The sequence below is a fragment of the Pseudoramibacter alactolyticus ATCC 23263 genome (assembly GCF_000185505.1).
In the GTDB taxonomy this organism is placed as follows: domain Bacteria; phylum Bacillota; class Clostridia; order Eubacteriales; family Eubacteriaceae; genus Pseudoramibacter; species Pseudoramibacter alactolyticus.
Genome location: NZ_GL622359.1, coordinates 194796 through 211665, shown reverse-complemented (window position 1 = coordinate 211665; position 16870 = coordinate 194796). Strand labels below are relative to the sequence as shown.

The following is a 16870-nucleotide window of genomic DNA, read 5'->3' as shown; positions in this document are numbered from 1 at the left end:
ATGATGCTCCTGCCTTAGTCGTCTTCTGCGTTTTCGGCGTGCAGTGCCGACAGCGAAATCTGCTGACCGTCGCCCTTGCCGGTGCGCGGCGCGATGCCCAAATGCCGGCATCCCGCCGAGGTGATGATGCGCCCGCTGGGCGTTCGCGACAAGAATCCCAGCTGCATCAGATACGGCTCATAAACCTCTTCGATGGTGCCGGGCTCTTCACCGATGGCCGCCGCCAGGGTGTTAAGCCCCACCGGTCCGCCGTCAAATTTTTCAGCGATGGTGCGCAGCATCAGCCGGTCGATATCGTCGAGGCCTTTGTCGTCCACTTCAAACAGCGCGAGGGCCCGCCGGGCCGTCGCCAAATCAATGTGACCGCTGCCCTCGGTCTCGGCGTAGTCCCGCACCCGCTTGAGCAATCGGTTAGCAATGCGCGGGGTGCCCCGGCTGCGGCGCGCGAGCTCCATAGCGCCGGCTTCATCCAGATCAATGTTTAGAATCCCGGCGGAGCGGCGCACAATGGCCGAAAGATCGGCCGCATCGTAAAGCTCGAGCCGCTGCACCACGCCAAAACGATCGCGCAGCGGTGCCGAGAGCAGCCCCGCCCGGGTGGTCGCCCCCACCAGGGTGAACCGCGGCAGATCCAGGCGAACGCTCTTGGCCCCCGGCCCCTTGCCGATGATGATATCCAGGGCGAAGTCCTCCATCGCCGGGTAAAGCACTTCCTCCACCTGGCGCTGCATCCGATGAATTTCATCGATGAAAAGCACGTCTCCGGCTTTCAGCCCCGTCAAAATAGAAGCGAGATCCCCCGGTTTTTCGATGGCCGGTCCCGAGGTGATGCGAATATGAGTACCCATCTCGCCGGCGATAATATTAGCCAGCGTGGTCTTGCCCAACCCCGGCGGGCCGTAAAGCAGCACGTGGTCGAGGGATTCTCCCCGATTTTTCGCCGCGGCGATAAAAATCCCCATCTGTTTTTTTACCCGGCTCTGCCCGATGTATTCTTCCAGGCTGGTCGGGCGCAGGGAACTTTCGATCTCGATGTCCGGCTCGGTAAATTCAGTTGTGATAATGCGATCTTTCATGATGCTGATTCCTCATCGCCCTAACGCCCGGAAGCAGCCAGTGCCAGCGCCGCCGTGAGCAGCTCCTCGATAGTCATATCCGGCGCCAGCGCCCGCGCCACCAAGTCCGACGCCTCGGCATAGGTATAGCCCAACCCGAGCAGCCCATTGACGCCCTCGTTGGTCAGATTGTCCGCCGCCCGGAGTTTTGCCGTGGCGCCCCCGACCGGCGCATCCCCTTCCTCCGCCACAACGTCTTTGTATCGATCCTTAAGCTCTAAGATGATGCGTTCGGCGGTTTTCTTGCCGATGCCCGGCGCCCGGGCAATGGCCTTAGCGTCGGCGTTCACAATGTGCCGGATGAGCTCGGGCTCGGCAAATTGAGACAACAGCCCCATCGCCGCCTTGGGCCCGATGCCCGAGATGCTGATGAGCGTGCCGAAAAGCCCGCGCTCTTCGGCCGTCGCGAAGCCGTAGAGGGTGACGTCGTCCTCGCGAAAAGCCGGATAGAGCAAAAGCTTTAATTGCTCATGCAGCGGCGGCAATTCGGCAATGGTCGTCAGCGACACGTGCACCCGGTAGCCGATGCCGTTATTCTCGATCACCACGGTATCGGCCGATTGCGCCGAAAGCTCCCCTTTGATATATTCAAACACGTCGTTCCTCCGTTTGGTTGCGCCATAACACATTGGTTTCAGATAGCAAAAAACGCCAAACCATGCTGGTTTAGCGTTCATTTTTCGAATGGAGGTGGCACCCAGAATCGAACTGGGGATAAAGGTGTTGCAGACCTGTGCCTTACCGCTTGGCTATGCCACCGCAAAAAATGGAGCGGAAGACGAGATTTGAACTCGCGACCCTCGCCTTGGCAAGGCGATGCTCTACCACTGAGCCACTTCCGCATTCATTAAGTGGTGCCCAGAGGCGGAATCGAACCACCGACACGGGGATTTTCAGTCCCCTGCTCTACCGACTGAGCTATCTGGGCATGGCGACCAGGAAGAGACTCGAACTCTCGACCTCCAGCGTGACAGGCTGGCATTCTAACCAACTGAACTACCTGGCCATCTGATGGTGGTCGCTACAGGGCTCGAACCTGTGACCCCCTGCTTGTAAGGCAGGTGCTCTCCCAGCTGAGCTAAGCGACCGTACTGTCATGAAGCACAGGTATTATAATACGATAAAAGACCATTTCTGTCAATTATTTTTTTCGAAAAAATGGCTGTTTATTTTTAACGTCTGGCGCTCTTTTCTTTTAAAAAATTAAGACTACTCCCTATTTTTTCCGTTCTTAATGCAAATGTTTGCAAAACATGTTATACTTTAGTCATAAAAACTCATGAAAGGAGGCATTGTCATGGGTAAAGTAATTACGATTGGCAGAGAGTTTGGCAGCAACGGCCGTGCCATCGCTCAAAAACTTGCCAAAGTATTAAATATTGGATTTTACGACAAGGAGATCATCCATCTGGCGGCCGAAAAGACCAATCTTTCGGAAGAAATGGTTCAAAAGGCGGATGAAAGCAAGGCCAATCCCTGGTTCTACGAAATCGCCAATTATGATATCGGCCGGGGATACATCTCTGTCGAAACGGTGAACGACGCCGCATTCCGCGCTGAATCGAAGGTTATCAAACAGATCGCTGAAGATGAAGACTGCATCATCGTTGGGCGCTGCGCCGACTATATTCTCCGGGAAAAAACGGACAGCCGGCATATCTTTATTTACGCGCCGCTGAACTTCCGCATTCAAACGGTTTGCAAACGGGATCAGCTTTCGGAGCGGGACGCCGCCAGCGTCGTAAAGAAGATGGACAAGCGCCGCCGTCAATACTACAACTACTACACCGATCGGGACTGGAACGATCTGCGTCAGTATGACATGGCCTTTGATGCTTCCATCTTCAGTGTGCAGGAGGCCGTTGATCTGCTGGCCGCCGTCTATCGTCATCTATAAATTTTCAAAAACAAAAAACCTCGCAACGCCGTTGCGAGGTTTTTTATTTTGTTCGGTCAGCGCTTCTCGGCGACAAACTGCACCCGGTCATTAAGGGAGCCGCCCGCCAAGAACGTTCCAAAATCATAGATTTTCGCATTTTTAAACGCCGGCACCTTGAGCATTTTAAACACGTCTTCCACCGGATAGCTGTACTGCGCCTGAGTTTCTTCAAAGCGTTCATACAGGCCGTCGTCTCGCTTCACAAAAAAAGACAGATCATAGGTCACCTTTTCGCCCTCCGCATCCGGTCGATTCTCCCAAACGCAGAATACGTTATCGAAATTATAGACAAAGGTGTTATTCCCTATCACATTTTTAAATTTTTCCGGCGTGTTCATATCGAAAATCAGCATGCCCCCGGGCGCCAGCACCTCGCTGGCACAGATGATAAAATTCTCCACATCCTGCATCGTCGGCAGGTAATTCACGCTGTCGCAGCAGCAAAACACCGCGTCAAACTGCTCGTCGATGCGGAAATTGCTCATATCCCCTTTAAAAAAGCGCACAGGAAGTCCGGCAGTGTCCGCTTTCTCGTCGGCCACGGTGAGCATCTCCTCTGACAGGTCCACCGCCGTCACCTCAAATCCCTTCTTTGCCAGTTCCAAAGTGATATTGCCGGTGCCGCAGCCGAATTCCAGCACTTTTTTGATCGGCCGCGCCGCGTTGAGGGTGATGCGAAAGAGATAATCGCCCCACGCTTCGTAGTCGATTTCCTGCATCAGCTCGTCATAAACTTTTGAAAAATCCGCGTACACTTTTTCTCCTTCATCACTAATCTTCAGCCGTGCCGTCAAAGGATCTCGGCACGCCGGCGACGATCGCCAGGTCCGTTTCAAGGCCGCGCAGCAGCACTTTCTCGTCAAATCCGAAGCCCGGGGTGTGCAGCTCGGCCGTGAAGCCTTTGGCCTCGCTGCGCGCGCCGATCCCCATGAACAGCGCCGGCAAATGCTTGCCGTAATAGGCAAAGTCCTCGGCGATCATACGCTTTTCAAAGGGCGCAACGTTTCCGCCGATGAGTGGCCGAACCGCCCGATACAAGGCCGTGTCGTTGACCACCGGCGGATACATATCGATGAACTTCACATCAATCGTCACGCTGTTTGCCGTCCCGATGCCCGCAGCAATCTCGCGGATGCGCCGCCGGATGGTTTGATGCACCCCTTCGCTGAAGGAGCGCATTGTGCCCGTCAGTGCCACATGATCCGCAACGATGTTCATCCGGGTGCCGCCGTTAATGGTTCCCAGATGCACCACGGCCGCATCCTCGGGATCGAGGCTGCGGGAGGCAATGGTCTGAACGGCGAGCACCAGCTGCGCCGCCGCGACGAGGGCATCCTGTCCCCGATCGGGATGAGCGGCATGACTGGCCGTGCCGTGCACATCCAGATAAATTTCCGAGTTCATCGCGATCACCGGCCCCGGCGCGATGGTGATCGTCCCCTCCGGCACATCGGGAAAAAGATGATAGCCTACGATGGCCCGGGCCCCGGTTCGCTCAAAAATGCCGGAGCGACACACCGGATCGGCCCCGCCGGGACCCTCTTCGGCCGGCTGAAAGATCAAAAGCACCGACTGAGCACGCAGCCCGGGATGATCGTGCAGACATTTGGCCAAAAGCAGGAGCATCGTCATGTGGCCGTCGTGGCCGCAGGCGTGCATCATCCCCGGATGATCCGAGTGGAAGGGCGTCGCCGCCGGCTCGGTGACCGGCAGGGCGTCCATGTCCGCGCGAAAGACGATGCATCCGCTGTCCTTGCCGTCCGCCGACGGAATTAAAAGGGCCACACCCGTGTCCACAATGGGCTCCGGCGCGTAGCCCAGCGCCCCCAGATAATCCATGATCCACGCTTGGGTCTCGCGTTCTTCAAAGCCGGTCTCCGGGATGCGGTGCAGCGCCCGGCGAATGGCGACGGCCTCGTCCCCATAGCTTTCGGCGATGGCTATCCTGTTGGCTCTATTCACTGTACCTTGCCTCGATTTCTAAAAGATTCTAAAAACATTGCTGCGCGTCAGCCCAGCAGCCGTTTTTTCATGGCGGCGTGGGCGTTGTTTTCGATGTCGTCGTCCAGCGGTTCAAGCTCAGCCGCACCGTATTTGCGGGTGAAGGCCGTGGCGAGCAGCGCGTCGCACACCACCGGGTTTTTCGGCAGCAGGCAGCCGTGACTGTAGGTCGCAAAGACGTTTTTATAGCGCGCCCCCTCGGTGCCGTCTTCGCCGTTGTTGCCGTGTCCCGCGAGCACCTTGCCCATCGGGCGCACGCCGCTGCCCAGCCAGGTCTTGCCGGAGTGGTTTTCAAAACCGACCACCTCGGTGCCCGGCACGTCGTCGAAGCTGAACGCATAATTGCCGATCATGCGCGTCTTTTTACCCACGGTATAAAGATCCAGCGCGCCGATGAAATCGCATTGCTGCCCGTCCCAGGTTTTATAATACCGGCCGAGCATCTGATAGCCGCCGCAGATAGCGAGGAAGGTCTTGCCGTCTTCGACGGCCGCGACGATCTCCGCCGCCTTGCCCGCCGCGAGATCCGGCAGGAGCACCTCCTGCTCGAAGTCCTGGCCGCCGCCGATGAAAAAGAGATCGTAATCCGCCGCATAAAGCGTCTCGCCCACCGAGACCCCCGTCACCTCGGCATTAATACCTCGCCACTCAAGCCGCCTCGTCAGGCACATCACGTTGCCGCGGTCCCCGTAGAGGTTTAAAACATCCGGATAAAGATGGCAAATCCGCAGGGTTTGCTTCGCATTATTCATCAGGTGCCTCCTTATTCCCAGAAATTTTTAATGCCGTAAAGCTTCGTGATCTTCGCGCGCAGATCCATCATCGCGGTGTAAGTCGGCATGATATACACCGGGTGGTCCTGGGCCGCGCAGGCCTGCATCAGCGTTTCGTAATCCGGAATCACCTGCATCTTATCCTCGGGGATCCCCGCGTATTTAAAGCGCAGGGCCATTTCGTCCGCGCGCACGCCAGAAACGTAAAGAACCGTCAGCTTGTCGCCCATGGCGACGATTTGCTCGAAATCCACGTCCCAAATCCAGCTGATGTCCGTGCCGTCGGCGTCCCGGTCGTTCAGACAGACGACGAACGCCGCGGGTTCCGTCGTGTTCGTCACGAAGTTGAGCGTCTGATTGCAGCCCGCCGGATTTTTGACGAGAATCATGCGCATATCCGTGCCGTCGATCGTAAATTTTTCCATCCGGCCGAAGCCCGCCGCAAAGGCCGAAAGCGAATGCACCACCGTCTCGGTATCGAAGTGGAGCGCTTTGCCCGCTGCCACTGTGCCGCAGGCGTTATAAATATTGTAGCCGCCGGGCAGATTGATGGTCGCCGGATAGGTTTGGTCCCCCACGGCGATGGTAACCTCGGAATGCTCGGCGTCGCTGGCGATGACTTCCGTTACCGCGACGGCCGGCTCCGGTCGGCGATAGCCGCAGTGCGGGCAACGGTAGCCCCCGAGATGGCCGTAGGTGGTGTAATCATAGACGTATTCGTGCTTGCACTTGATGCAGTAGGGCGCGTCGGAGACCTCGGCCACCCGCTTTTGATAGATCGGCACGTTGACACCGTAAAAAATCACCGGGTTATCATAGTCGCCCGCGATGGACGCCACCAGAGAATCGTCGGCATTCAGACAAAGCGTCGCGTTCGGGCTGTGGCTGATGCCGATTTTAATATTGTCCAGGGTGTGGGTCACCTCGCCGTAGCGGTCGAGCTGATCGCGGAAAATATTGGTGACCACCACTGCCTTGGCATTCACCATGGTCGAGACCTCTTTAAAGGCCGCCTCGTCGCATTCGATCAGCGCATAATCTTTTTTGCAGCGGCCGCCGAAGGTTGCGTTGTCAATAAATTCGGCCGTGATGCCGGAAATCAGGTTTGCCCCGGATTTATTGCAAAAGAAAGAGGCGCCGGCGTCCGTCAGCGCCTGCTCAATCATCCGGGAGCTGGTGGTCTTGCCGTTGGTGCCCGTCACGATGATGCAGGTCACCCCGCGGGACACCCGCTTTAAAATCTGATGGTCGAATTTCATCGCCACCCGCCCGGGAAAATCGGTACCGCCGCGGCCCACGGCGCGCAGCAGCCCTCTGGTCATCTTCGATGCCAGGATGGATAAATAAGCTTGCAGTTTCATGCGAATGATTATAACACTTCCCGAAAGATTTTGACAATAGCCGCGCAGACTTTGCGCGCATCAAAAAACACGGATGCCCGCCGAGGGTGCATCCGCGCTCAGGATTTGGTTTCGCCGCCGTCCGTTTGGTTTTTTCCCGATGCGGTCTCGTCCGCCGTCATCGCCATCAGCGCCCGGTAGCTTTTGCCCGCCTGCCCTGCGTCCGGCCGGCGCACGCCCCGGGAGATAATATCCGGCCCGAATTTTTTGCGCAGCGCGTCGATGGTGCGGTCCACCCGCTGCTCTTTTTCCCGCGCCGCATCGCCGAAGAGTGAAAGTTGCTCCGCCCGGCTGTCCGTGATGCCCGTCAGGGCGATGCCCAGCAGGCGCAGGGGCGTCGTTCCGTCCCAGACTTCGCCGAGCAGCTGCTTTGACAACCGCTCCACTTCGGCGGTAATATCCGTCGGGCGCTCCAGAACCCGCTGCCGGGATCGATTGACGAAGCGATGGGTGCGCAGGTGCACCCCGACACAGGTCGCCCGCTTGCCGTCCGCCCGCATCCGCGCCGTCACCGAATCGGCCAGCGCCTTCAAAACGCGGTGCGCCCGGGGCCGGTCCGTCACGTTGTCGGCCAGCGTTGTCGAAGTGGAATAGCCCTTGGCGGCCGCCCGCACTGCCGCCACGGGGCTGTCGTCGATGCCGTTGGCCCACCGATGCAGGGCGCGCCCGTTTTTTTCGCCGACGATCGCCTCGAGCGCCGCCGGCTCCACCCGGGCCAGTTCGCCGACGGTGCGAATGCCCCGGCGGGTCAGCTTGCCCGCGGCGCTTTTGCCCACAAAGAGCAGTGCCCCGACGGGCAGCGGCCATAATTTGGCCGGAATGTCTTCCGGAAAAAGGGTATGCACCCGGTCCGGTTTGGTGAAGCCGCCGGCCATCTTCGCGAGCAGCTTGTTGGTGCCGACACCCACGTTCACGGTGAAGCCCAGCTCCCGGCGGATGCGGTCTTTCAGTTCCCGGGCGGCGCCCGCCGGATCCGCCATTGCCCGGGTGCCCGTCATGTCGAGAAAACACTCGTCGATGGAAAAGGATTCAACCATCGGCGTGTACTCGCGGCAAATGGCTTTAAAGGCCCGGCTGAAGCGGTGATACAGCGCAAAATCCGGCGGGACGACGATCAGCTCCGGGCATTTGCGCCGGGCGGCGGCCAAAGGCTCCCCGGTGCGCACGCCCAATCGCCCCGCCGGGATGGATTTGGCCAGCACCACCCCGCGGCGCATCTGGGGATCGCCGCCCACACAGGCCGGCACCCCCCGCAAATCACTCTCCCCGACGGCAAGCCTCGCCACCGATGTCCACGAGAGATACGCCGAGTTGACATCCACGTGATAAATCAGCCGCTCGTCCGGCCGCATGCTTCGCGCCATCGCCGCTCCTTTTCCTTGCCTTCAATGCCGCTTCGCCGTTTACGCAAAGCAATAATCCCCGCGGTCCACCGCCACCTGACAGCCCGCGCTGGCGATGCGCCGTTCCATACAAAGGCGGCACTCCACCGCCTCGTCCCCGGTGCAGATCTTCCCGTCATAAAGCATGTACTTGGATCGCACCCCCGGCGGCGAGAGGTTGGGCATCATCACATTGGCACCAGCCAGGAGGCCCTTTTCCCGGCCAAGGGGATGAATCGTGCCCAAAGCCGTCGTCGCCGGCAGAAGCACCCGGGGCATCATCAGCCGGATCACCGCCAGCAGATGCAGGGTGTCTTCGAGTGTTCCGGCCACCGCGGTTTTAAACGGCGTATCTTTGTGGGGAATAAAGGGCCCAATGCCCACCATTTCGAATTCGTGGGCCTGCATATAAAACAAATCTGCGACCACGCTTTCAACCGTCTGTCCCGGCGCGCCGACCATGATGCCGGCCCCCACCTGATAACCGATGCGCTTTAACGTCTCGAGGCAGCGCAGCCGATGCCCAAGACGCATCGCCTCGGGGTGCCACCGGGCATAAAGCGCTGGGTCCGTCGTCTCCTGACGCAGCAGGTAGCGGTCGGCCCCAGCGTCGAAATACGCCTGATAGCTGGCGGCCGCCTTTTCCCCGAGGGATAGCGTCACCGCGCAATCCGGATGGGCGTGCTTGATCCGCGCGACGAGCGCACACAGGGCGTCATCGGTATAATAAGTGTCCTCTCCGCTTTGCAGCACAAAGGTGCGAAAGCCGAGGGCATAGCCCTGATCGCAGCAGGCCAGAATTTCTTCGGCTGTCAGGCGGTAACGCTCGATCCGGCCGTTGCTCCGGCGAATGCCGCAGTAGCGGCAGTCGTTGCGGCAGATGTTGGAGAACTCGATCAGCCCCCGCAGATACACCGCGCGGCCGTAATGCGCCTCCCGCACGGCCCGCGCCCGGACGTAAAGCGTCTCGGCCTCCGCCTCGGTGAGGGTCGTCAGCAGCTGAGCAAGCGCTTGTGCCGGTAAAGTTCGGCGTCTTGCCAGCTCCTCGATCAGTGCCGTGTTATCCATCCGCTCTCCTTTCGTCATGCTTTCGTTATCTTCACTCCGCCGCTCGCTGCTGCAGGCTCGGCAAAATCGCAAGGCTGCGCGCCAAAACGCCGTTCATCTGGGCGATGGCCACGCCGTAATTCGTCACCGGGACGCGCTGGGCCGCCGCTTGCCGCATGCGGCTGACCACTGCCCGCTCGCCCAGCATGCAGCCGCCGCAATGCACCGCCAGGGCGTAGCGCGTGAGATCTTCGGGGAAGCCCTTGCCGGAAACCGTTTCGAAAACCAAGCGGGCGCCGGTATAGGCTTCGAGCCAACGGGGCAGCTTCACCGTGCCGATGTCCTCACATTGCCGATGATGGGTGCAGCCCTCGGCGATAAGCACCCGGTCGCCGTCTTTTAAGGTTTTAATCGCTGCGGCGCCGGCCACCGCCAGCGCAAGAAACCCTTTGTAGCGTGCCATCAAAATCGAAAAGGACGTCAGCGGCACCGCCTCCGGCACGAGCTTCGCCACCGCTTTAAAAACCTGAGAATCGGTGATCACGAGCTTTGGCGGCGCCTTCAGGTCCGCCAGAACCCCTGCCAGCTGCCCGGGTTGGGCGCAAAGGGCCGTCGCGCCGGCGTCGAGCAGATCGCGGATCACCATCTGCTGGGGCAAAATCAGCCGCCCTTTAGGCGCGGAGCTGTCGATGGGGATCACCAGCACCGCGATGTCTCCCGACATCACCAAATCGCCCACCAGGACCTTGGGGCGCCGTTCGGCCGTGCCGAAAGCCGCCAGCCGTTTTTTAAAGGCTTCGATGCCTTCGCCGGTGCGCGCCGAAACGGCGATGCTGTCCGCCGGCATCCGCGCGCTGCCCACGTCACATTTATTCATCACCACCAGATAGGGCACCTGTTTTTCCTCAAAGAGGGCGAGCAGGCGTCTGTCGTCCGCCGTTAGGCCCACGGCCCCGTCGACCACCAGCACGGCGATATCCGTCCGGTCGAGCACCTCCCGGGCCCGGGCCACCCGCTTCTCGCCCAGGGCGCCGACGTCGTCGGTGCCCGGCGTGTCGATGATGAGCACCGGCCCGATGGGCAAAAGCTCCATGGTCTTTTCCACCGGGTCGGTGGTGGTGCCGGCCGTCTCCGAAACGACGGCCATGGCCTGACCCGTCACCGCATTGACCAGACTCGACTTGCCGGCGTTGCGCCGTCCAAAAAAGCCGATGTGCACCCGCTCGCCCAGCGGGGTTTCGTTTAATGTTGCCACAATGCTGCCTTCTTTCTCATGATTTTTCACAATGGTTAACGTGCGACCGCCGCGACGGCGTCGATCACCGCGTCAAAACCCGGCGCAAAATAATCGGGCATCTGCGCGAGAAAAATCCGTCCGGACAGCGCCAGATGGGGCAGCGGCACAAAATGCGCCGCATCCGGCACCACCGGCCGATACAGCGGATCCGCCACGATTACCGACGCATCACCCACTGCGGCGATAACGGCTTCCTCGTCCAAGGCGGGGGTGTCCCCCGGAGCGAGCAGCCCCCGGCTGTCCTCCGCCTCTGCAATCACCCGCGCCGGGATACTCCGCGCTGCCAACGCGGCCGCCAGCGATCCCATGGTCACCGGCTCGCCCAATAACGCCACGGCGGGCCCGGATGATATCTCCCGCGCCGCATAAGTCACGAAGGATGCCCCTTCACCGGCCGCCGCCCGCTCAAGCGCCCGGTAAACGGCCGGTGCGTGGGATTCGATCGGGCAGCCGATCACCGCCGGCGTGCCGAAGCGCCGCCCAAGCACTTTTGCCGCTCGCATCCCCGCCGCCGAAATAACCAAGTTCACCGAAGCGCCGCCCGCCTGGGTCAATGCGGTAAGATCGTCGCCCATCGCCCAGCAGCTGACCACCTGCCAGCCCTCGGCCTCAAGGCCCGCGATTAAAGACGCGCGCGCCTTCGCGTTGGCAAAGTCCAGCGGCGTCATCCCCAGCAGGTTCACCGTGCGCGGCCGGCGCCCTGCCGGCGCCGTCACAAAATGCTCGGCGATTTTGGCCAGAGCCAGCCCCGCCCCGCGCACATAATCGTGCATGCCGCTGGTGGGCACATAAAAGGCCGGCACCCCGGTCTGCCCGGCGATCAGCGCCGCAACGGCCTCGAAGTCCGTCCCGTTAATGAAGGGAATCGGCGAATTGCACAGCGCGACAAAACGCGGCCTGGTAATCTGTGCCGCCTCGACGATCTCGGCAATGAGTTTACCGTCGTCACCGTTAATCGCGTCCACATCGGTGAGTCCCGACACATAAATCAGACTTTCCTGATCGTACCAGCGGATCTCGTCGTGGGTGTTGTAGGTCGAGTTGCAGCCCGACGGGTCGTGGATCACCGTCATGCCGCCGAGCTCATACAGGGCGGAAGCCGCCCCGGAAATGTCTCCGGCGGTCACCGGGAGGATGCGTCTCGTCTGTCTCATAGCACGCAGTCACACCCCCATCCCTTGCGGGGCACCAGCGCCCGGGTATCCTTGGGCGCCGCCAGGGCCTCGCCCATCTGCCGCGCCAGTGCGGCAATGCCCGCGTAGCCCCAGAACCCGCCGTTGTCGATCGTGTTGACAAAATGCTCCGTATCTTCAAAATAGGCCGCCTTGGGCCCGACGGCCAGCAGTTTTTTCCCCGCCGGCCGGTCGCCGCCGCGGCGCACAATGCGCATTTCCGGCCGGATGGTCGCCACCAGGGGCAGCCCCGGCGCATGCGCGCGCAGCCAGTCGAAGGCCGACCGCTCGTCCGCCGCCACAACGTCCAGATACACCCGCACGACGTTTACGCCGTGCTCAAGCAAGAGCCGCGCCAGTCCCAAAGGTTCAAACACCGCCATGGCATCGATGGCCACCGGCGTGCCGCCCAGCGTGGCCGCAAGCCTTCGCAAAGCCGCCAATGCCGCAGCGCGGTCCGCCGCGATAACCGCGTCGGCAATGCCCAGCGCCTCGCACAGCCGCTTTCGGTCGGCCGCGATCTGATCGAACTGCCAACTGCAAGGCAGCCAAAGGTAAGGCCGCTGCAGGCGGCGGGCCAGCTGCCTCGCGCCGTAATCGCCAAAGGGCGTGGTGCACAACTCCAAGGCGCTTTCGCCCATAGCCAGAAAATCGCCGTAAGTTTCACAGGTCGGCAGCTCCCGCAGCGCAAAGTGATTTTTCGCCAGCAGCCGCGCAATATCGCTGCCTTCGGGATCCACCGCGAGGTTGCCCCCGAGCAGGTTCACCGCCCGGGGATCCGGGAGCAGCGCCTCCAATGGATCATAAAGCGCTTTTCGCTGCTTTTGTTCCGGCGTAAGCCCCGTCTTTTGCATGATCGGATCCATCCAGCAGCGAATGAAATCAATCCCGGGAAAACGGCTTTCAAGTTCACGGTAAATCGCCGCCATGTCTGTACCCATAAAATGATGCAGGCACACGGGAAAAACGAGCACCGCCCGGGGCGGCGCCGGCAGTTTTCTGATCGCATCGGCGATGCCTTCACAGGTGATCTCGAAGAGATCGCCGTCGTAAAGGTCGTGCTCTTCCAAAACGACCATCGAGAAACGATCGGCCGCGTTCATCTCCGCCGCCGTCATCGCGACGCCCCGCATGCAGTTTTGCGCGCAGATGTAAATCTGGTGGCTCTCCGGCACGAGCATCCCCGTGTGAACGATGTTCCAGTTGCCGTGCACCGGCGCATTATATTCCAGACCGTGGGCAAAGGGCGCGGGGAAATCGGCCTCGCCGATGGCAATCGCCGCCCGGTCCGTACTTCGGTTATGGGTAAGCCTCGTCAGCATCGCGTCTCCAATCCGTTTTCGGCGCAAAGGGCTGCTGCCAGCGCGCGGTAGGCCGCCGCGACAGGCGCCTCCGGATATGCCTCGAGCACCATCTGCCCGGCTTCTTCCGCCGCGGGCACCCGGGCGTCCCGGGGCAGAGCCCCCACGATGTGCGTATCGAAATCCCGGGCAAGGGCCGCCACCTTTTCGTCCTCCCGGGCCACGTCCCGCCGGTTAAGAATCAGCCCGCCGAGACTCGCATAGCCTCGGTCACTGAAGCCCGCGATGGCCGTGGCGATATTGGCCGCCGCATAAATGGCCATGTTTTCACCGGAAGTCAAAATATACACCTTCTGGGCGTAGCCCCGGCGCATGGGCAGGGCGAACCCACCGCAGACCACATCCCCCAGCACGTCAAATAGCACCACATCCGGCTGAACCGTTTCGTAAATTCCTTTTTCGGCCAGCGTCTCAAGGGCGGTGATCACCCCGCGCCCCGCGCAGCCGAGCCCCGGCAGCGGACCGCCGGCCTCGGCGCAGATCACTCCGCCGGCGCCGGTCTTCACCGCATCCGAAAGCTCGAAATCCTCGCCGCGGGCGCGGATCAAATCCATCACGCTGGCCGGCTGTTCGCCGCCGCAAAGCCCCCGGGTCGAATCGGCCTTCGGATCACAGCCGATCTGCATCACGGTGAGCCCCCGCCGGGCCATGGCCAGCGCGACGTTGGACACCGTCGTCGATTTGCCGATGCCCCCCTTGCCGTAGAACGCGAGCTTAATCATCGGCCGTCTCCGTCACGACGCCGGAATAAGCCGTCTTGACACTGACGCCGGGCAGCCGCCCGATCCTGCCCGAAAGCGCGCTGATCACTTCCTGAGGCGCATCCACCGCCACACTGATGATATTAATGCCCTTTTCCCGGTAGGGAATACCCATGCGCCCGACCACAAAATCCGCCGCCTCGTGCAGCAGCCGGTTGATCGCGGCGGACGCCGCGTTGTCATCCACGATAATCGCGATGACCGCTACCCGTGTTTTCATGTCGCTCTCCTTTTATTTTTTCGCCGCCTCGGCACGCCAATGATTGGCATGGTTCTTCGCTTCTTTGTTAACAGATCCGGGGCAAAAGTTCCGTGCCTGGCTCGGGCAGAATGGTCTGGGTGCCGATGTCCGTCGTCATCACGACCCGGCCCGCATTTTCCGCCGTCACTTCGCCGATCACCGCCGCGCCGGCTGTATGGGGCGCACAGTGCAGCGCATCGAGCAGCGCCGGCGCGTCCGCCTTCGGGCAGATCATCACCATCGTGCCCTCGCAGGCAAGATAGAGCGGCTCGAGGCCGAGCATCCCGCAAACGCCGCGCACCGCCGGGGCCACCGGCACCGCCTCGGCGGAAAGCCGGATGCCGACGCCGCTTTGCCGGGTGATTTCATAAAGCACGGTGCCCACGCCGCCCCGGGTCGCGTCGCGAATCACATGGATGTCCGGCACGCGCGCAAGCCCCGCTTCCACCGCTGTCCAAAGGGGGGCGCAGTCCGTGGTGACATCCGCCTCGATGCCGAAGTCGTCCCGGGCGAGCAGAATGGTCGCCCCGTGGCGCCCCACATCCCCGGTGACCACAATCGCGTCGCCGGGTGCCGCGCGATGTCCCGCCGGATGGACGCCGGGCAGCACCTCACCGACCCCCGCCGTCGTAATGAAAACCCCATCGGCCTGGCCCTTGCCGGCCACCTTGGTATCCCCGGCGACAATGTGCACCTGGGCTTCTTCTGCCGTTTCGGCCATGGCCGCCGCGACGCGCTCGAGCTCTGCCAGGGGATAGCCCTCCTCAATAATGAACGAGCAGGTGAGATACCGCGGGCGAGCCCCCATACAGGCCAAATCGTTGACCGTGCCGCAGATCGCAAGCTTGCCGATGTTCCCGCCGGGAAAAAACGCCGGCGAAACCACGAAGCCGTCGGTGGACATCGCGATTTTGCCCCGGGGCGCCGCCAACACCGCCGCGTCATCCGCCGTGAAATCCGGATTGGCGAAAGTTTTTGCAAAAACCCGATCGATCAGAGCCGCAGTCTGTTTGCCGCCGGCCCCATGGGCCAGGGTCACCGTTTCATTGTTAATGGTTGTCATGGATTGCCTCCTCATTGCGCATCTCGGCCATACAGATAATAGGCCGAACAGGCCCCTTCGCTCGACACCATGCACGCGCCGACAGGATGCGCCGGCGTGCAGCCTTTGCCAAACACCGGGCAGTCCCCCGGCAAACATTTCCCCTGGAGCACCTCGCCGCAGCGGCAGGCGGGATTTTCCCGGCCGGTGAGCGCCGGCAGGACGAATTTTTTCCGCGCATCAAAATCCGCAAAAGCGTCTTTCAGGCGCAGCCCCGAATTCGGAATCACGCCGATGCCCCGCCATCTGGCGTCGCAGGGCGCCATCGTGGCGGCCATGAGCTTTCGCGCGGCCGGACTGCCCTCCGGGCGCACCACCCGGGGATAGCAGTTCACAAAAAACGCCTCGCCCCGGGCCGCCCGGGTCACCGCCACGGCCAGCGCCGTCACGAGCTCCGCCGAGGTGAAGCCGGCCACCACCCCGCTGACGCCCTTGCGAGCCAGCGTCTCGCAGTCGCCGGTGCCGGTGATCGCGTGCACATGCCCCGGGTACAAAAAGAGATCGGTGCTGTCCTTCATCGCCTCGTAGGCGCCGGGCATCGTTTTGTTGGCCGTCAGCAGGGAAAAATTCGCCAGTCCCCGGGCTGCCGCCGCCTGCACCGCCAGGCAGGCCGCCGGCGTCGTCGTCTCGAAGCCCACCGCAAGAAACACCACGGCTTCATCGGGATGAGCTGCCGCGTAGGCCACCGCATCCTGAGGCGCATAAACCACCTGAATGCGCGCGCCCCGCCCCCGGGCATCGGCCAGGCTCATCGTTGATCCCGGCACCCGCACCAAATCGCCGAAGGTGCAAATCGTCGCGCCGAAATCCAGCGCGAGCATCACCGCCTCATCGATATAATCCACCGGCGTCACGCAAACCGGACAGCCCGGTCCGGAAATCAACCGCACCTGGGGCGGCAGCAAACTCCGAATCCCCTGACGAAAGATCTCGTGCGTATGGGTGCCGCATACTTCCATGATGGACAGGGACGGTCCGTCATAAGCTTTAAGCCGCGCGATGGCCTGCGCTGCCGTCGTCACAGCAAGTCCTCCAGCAGATCCGCCACTTCGTCTTCTTCATCGTCGGTGATTTTGGCAATGGCCGCCCCGGCGTGCACCATCACATAATCCCCGGGCGCCAGCATCTCCAGCAGCGCCGCAGAAACTTCTCGCTTCGCCCCCGAAGCGTCCACTACCGCCGTATTTTTATCTTTAAGCCTCACCACACGGGCCGGTAATCCTACACACATGTTTTTCTCCTTCTAAGACTATTAAAAATGCATTGCTTTAAAATGTTG

At 61.2% G+C, this 16870-nt stretch carries 17 protein-coding genes and 5 tRNA genes; 1 reads left to right on the top strand and 21 read right to left on the bottom strand.

Annotated elements, in window-relative coordinates:
- Positions 1–14: 14 nt before the first annotated feature.
- The 7 genes from ruvB to HMPREF0721_RS00995 form a co-directional block, all read right to left on the bottom strand.
- Complete coding sequence (gene ruvB / locus HMPREF0721_RS01025) at positions 15–1076, bottom strand: Holliday junction branch migration DNA helicase RuvB (RefSeq protein ID WP_006597649.1); 1062 nt, start codon at positions 1074–1076, stop codon at positions 15–17.
- A gap of 20 nt (positions 1077–1096) precedes the next feature.
- Positions 1097–1711, bottom strand: a complete 615-nt coding sequence (gene ruvA, locus HMPREF0721_RS01020) for a Holliday junction branch migration protein RuvA (protein ID WP_040639813.1) — start codon at positions 1709–1711, stop codon at positions 1097–1099.
- Between the two features lie 89 nt (positions 1712–1800).
- A tRNA-Cys gene (locus HMPREF0721_RS01015) sits at positions 1801–1874 on the bottom strand.
- Positions 1875–1882: 8 nt separating this feature from the next.
- A tRNA-Gly gene (locus HMPREF0721_RS01010) sits at positions 1883–1957 on the bottom strand.
- Between the two features lie 10 nt (positions 1958–1967).
- Positions 1968–2043, bottom strand: a tRNA-Phe gene (locus HMPREF0721_RS01005).
- A 1-nt stretch (position 2044) separates the two neighbouring features.
- A tRNA-Asp gene (locus HMPREF0721_RS01000) sits at positions 2045–2121 on the bottom strand.
- Positions 2122–2127: 6 nt separating this feature from the next.
- Positions 2128–2203, bottom strand: a tRNA-Val gene (locus HMPREF0721_RS00995).
- A gap of 209 nt (positions 2204–2412) precedes the next feature.
- On the opposite strand from HMPREF0721_RS00995, the gene HMPREF0721_RS00990 reads away from it, so the two are divergent.
- Positions 2413–3012: a cytidylate kinase-like family protein gene (locus HMPREF0721_RS00990; protein WP_040639812.1), complete on the top strand. Its 600-nt coding sequence runs from the start codon at positions 2413–2415 to the stop codon at positions 3010–3012.
- A 56-nt stretch (positions 3013–3068) separates the two neighbouring features.
- On the opposite strand, the gene HMPREF0721_RS00985 is transcribed toward HMPREF0721_RS00990, so the two are convergent.
- The 14 genes from HMPREF0721_RS00985 to HMPREF0721_RS00920 all read right to left on the bottom strand — a co-directional run bounded on the left by HMPREF0721_RS00985 (position 3069) and on the right by HMPREF0721_RS00920 (position 16822).
- A complete protein-coding gene (locus HMPREF0721_RS00985) occupies positions 3069–3809 on the bottom strand; it encodes a class I SAM-dependent DNA methyltransferase (RefSeq protein WP_040639811.1) in 741 nt (246 codons plus the stop codon).
- A gap of 16 nt (positions 3810–3825) precedes the next feature.
- The gene (locus tag HMPREF0721_RS00980; RefSeq protein ID WP_006597645.1) at positions 3826–5016 is read right to left on the bottom strand and encodes a M20 metallopeptidase family protein; all 1191 of its coding nucleotides are present in this window, start codon (positions 5014–5016) and stop codon (positions 3826–3828) included.
- Between the two features lie 47 nt (positions 5017–5063).
- Positions 5064–5807: a type 1 glutamine amidotransferase gene (locus HMPREF0721_RS00975; protein ID WP_006597644.1), complete on the bottom strand. Its 744-nt coding sequence runs from the start codon at positions 5805–5807 to the stop codon at positions 5064–5066.
- An 11-nt stretch (positions 5808–5818) separates the two neighbouring features.
- Entirely contained in the window at positions 5819–7189 is a 1371-nt protein-coding gene (locus tag HMPREF0721_RS00970) for a Mur ligase family protein (protein WP_006597643.1), read from the bottom strand.
- 98 nt (positions 7190–7287) lie between these two features.
- Entirely contained in the window at positions 7288–8592 is a 1305-nt protein-coding gene (locus HMPREF0721_RS00965) for a DNA polymerase Y family protein (protein WP_006597642.1), read from the bottom strand.
- A gap of 39 nt (positions 8593–8631) precedes the next feature.
- Entirely contained in the window at positions 8632–9678 is a 1047-nt protein-coding gene (gene hydE / locus HMPREF0721_RS00960) for a [FeFe] hydrogenase H-cluster radical SAM maturase HydE (RefSeq protein ID WP_156788667.1), read from the bottom strand.
- A 31-nt stretch (positions 9679–9709) separates the two neighbouring features.
- Complete coding sequence (gene hydF, locus HMPREF0721_RS00955) at positions 9710–10912, bottom strand: [FeFe] hydrogenase H-cluster maturation GTPase HydF (RefSeq protein WP_040640129.1); 1203 nt, start codon at positions 10910–10912, stop codon at positions 9710–9712.
- A 35-nt stretch (positions 10913–10947) separates the two neighbouring features.
- Complete coding sequence (locus HMPREF0721_RS00950; RefSeq protein WP_006597639.1) at positions 10948–12108, bottom strand: nitrogenase component 1; 1161 nt, start codon at positions 12106–12108, stop codon at positions 10948–10950.
- Positions 12105–13448 carry a nitrogenase component 1 gene (locus tag HMPREF0721_RS00945; RefSeq protein WP_006597638.1) on the bottom strand — a complete coding sequence of 448 codons (1344 nt, stop codon included), beginning with the start codon at positions 13446–13448 and terminating at the stop codon, positions 12105–12107. Before HMPREF0721_RS00945 ends, HMPREF0721_RS00950 begins: the two co-directional genes overlap by 4 nt.
- On the bottom strand, positions 13442–14209 hold the full coding sequence (locus HMPREF0721_RS00940; RefSeq protein WP_006597637.1) for a nucleotide-binding protein: 768 nt from the start codon (positions 14207–14209) through the stop codon (positions 13442–13444). The genes HMPREF0721_RS00945 and HMPREF0721_RS00940 overlap by 7 nt, the downstream gene beginning before the upstream one ends.
- Positions 14202–14468 carry a TM1266 family iron-only hydrogenase system putative regulator gene (locus tag HMPREF0721_RS00935; protein WP_006597636.1) on the bottom strand — a complete coding sequence of 89 codons (267 nt, stop codon included), beginning with the start codon at positions 14466–14468 and terminating at the stop codon, positions 14202–14204. Before HMPREF0721_RS00935 ends, HMPREF0721_RS00940 begins: the two co-directional genes overlap by 8 nt.
- Positions 14469–14535: 67 nt before the next feature.
- The gene (hypE, locus tag HMPREF0721_RS00930) at positions 14536–15552 is read right to left on the bottom strand and encodes a hydrogenase expression/formation protein HypE (RefSeq protein WP_040639810.1); all 1017 of its coding nucleotides are present in this window, start codon (positions 15550–15552) and stop codon (positions 14536–14538) included.
- A gap of 11 nt (positions 15553–15563) precedes the next feature.
- On the bottom strand, positions 15564–16613 hold the full coding sequence (hypD, locus tag HMPREF0721_RS00925) for a hydrogenase formation protein HypD (RefSeq protein ID WP_006597634.1): 1050 nt from the start codon (positions 16611–16613) through the stop codon (positions 15564–15566).
- Complete coding sequence (locus tag HMPREF0721_RS00920) at positions 16610–16822, bottom strand: HypC/HybG/HupF family hydrogenase formation chaperone (RefSeq protein ID WP_006597633.1); 213 nt, start codon at positions 16820–16822, stop codon at positions 16610–16612. Before HMPREF0721_RS00920 ends, hypD begins: the two co-directional genes overlap by 4 nt.
- Positions 16823–16870 lie beyond the last annotated feature (48 nt).

Coding starts and splice junctions, on each gene's coding strand:
- HMPREF0721_RS00990 (WP_040639812.1), top strand. CDS start 2,413: ATGGGTAAAGTAATTACGATTGGCAGAGAGTTTGGCAGCAACGGCCGT.
- HMPREF0721_RS00920 (WP_006597633.1), bottom strand. CDS start 16,822: ATGTGTGTAGGATTACCGGCCCGTGTGGTGAGGCTTAAAGATAAAAAT.
- hypE (WP_040639810.1), bottom strand. CDS start 15,552: ATGACAACCATTAACAATGAAACGGTGACCCTGGCCCATGGGGCCGGC.
- ruvB (WP_006597649.1), bottom strand. CDS start 1,076: ATGAAAGATCGCATTATCACAACTGAATTTACCGAGCCGGACATCGAG.
- HMPREF0721_RS00935 (WP_006597636.1), bottom strand. CDS start 14,468: ATGAAAACACGGGTAGCGGTCATCGCGATTATCGTGGATGACAACGCG.
- HMPREF0721_RS00950 (WP_006597639.1), bottom strand. CDS start 12,108: ATGAGACAGACGAGACGCATCCTCCCGGTGACCGCCGGAGACATTTCC.
- HMPREF0721_RS00975 (WP_006597644.1), bottom strand. CDS start 5,807: ATGAATAATGCGAAGCAAACCCTGCGGATTTGCCATCTTTATCCGGAT.
- HMPREF0721_RS00970 (WP_006597643.1), bottom strand. CDS start 7,189: ATGAAACTGCAAGCTTATTTATCCATCCTGGCATCGAAGATGACCAGA.
- HMPREF0721_RS00965 (WP_006597642.1), bottom strand. CDS start 8,592: ATGGCGCGAAGCATGCGGCCGGACGAGCGGCTGATTTATCACGTGGAT.
- HMPREF0721_RS00940 (WP_006597637.1), bottom strand. CDS start 14,209: ATGATTAAGCTCGCGTTCTACGGCAAGGGGGGCATCGGCAAATCGACG.
- HMPREF0721_RS00945 (WP_006597638.1), bottom strand. CDS start 13,448: ATGCTGACGAGGCTTACCCATAACCGAAGTACGGACCGGGCGGCGATT.
- hydE (WP_156788667.1), bottom strand. CDS start 9,678: ATGGATAACACGGCACTGATCGAGGAGCTGGCAAGACGCCGAACTTTA.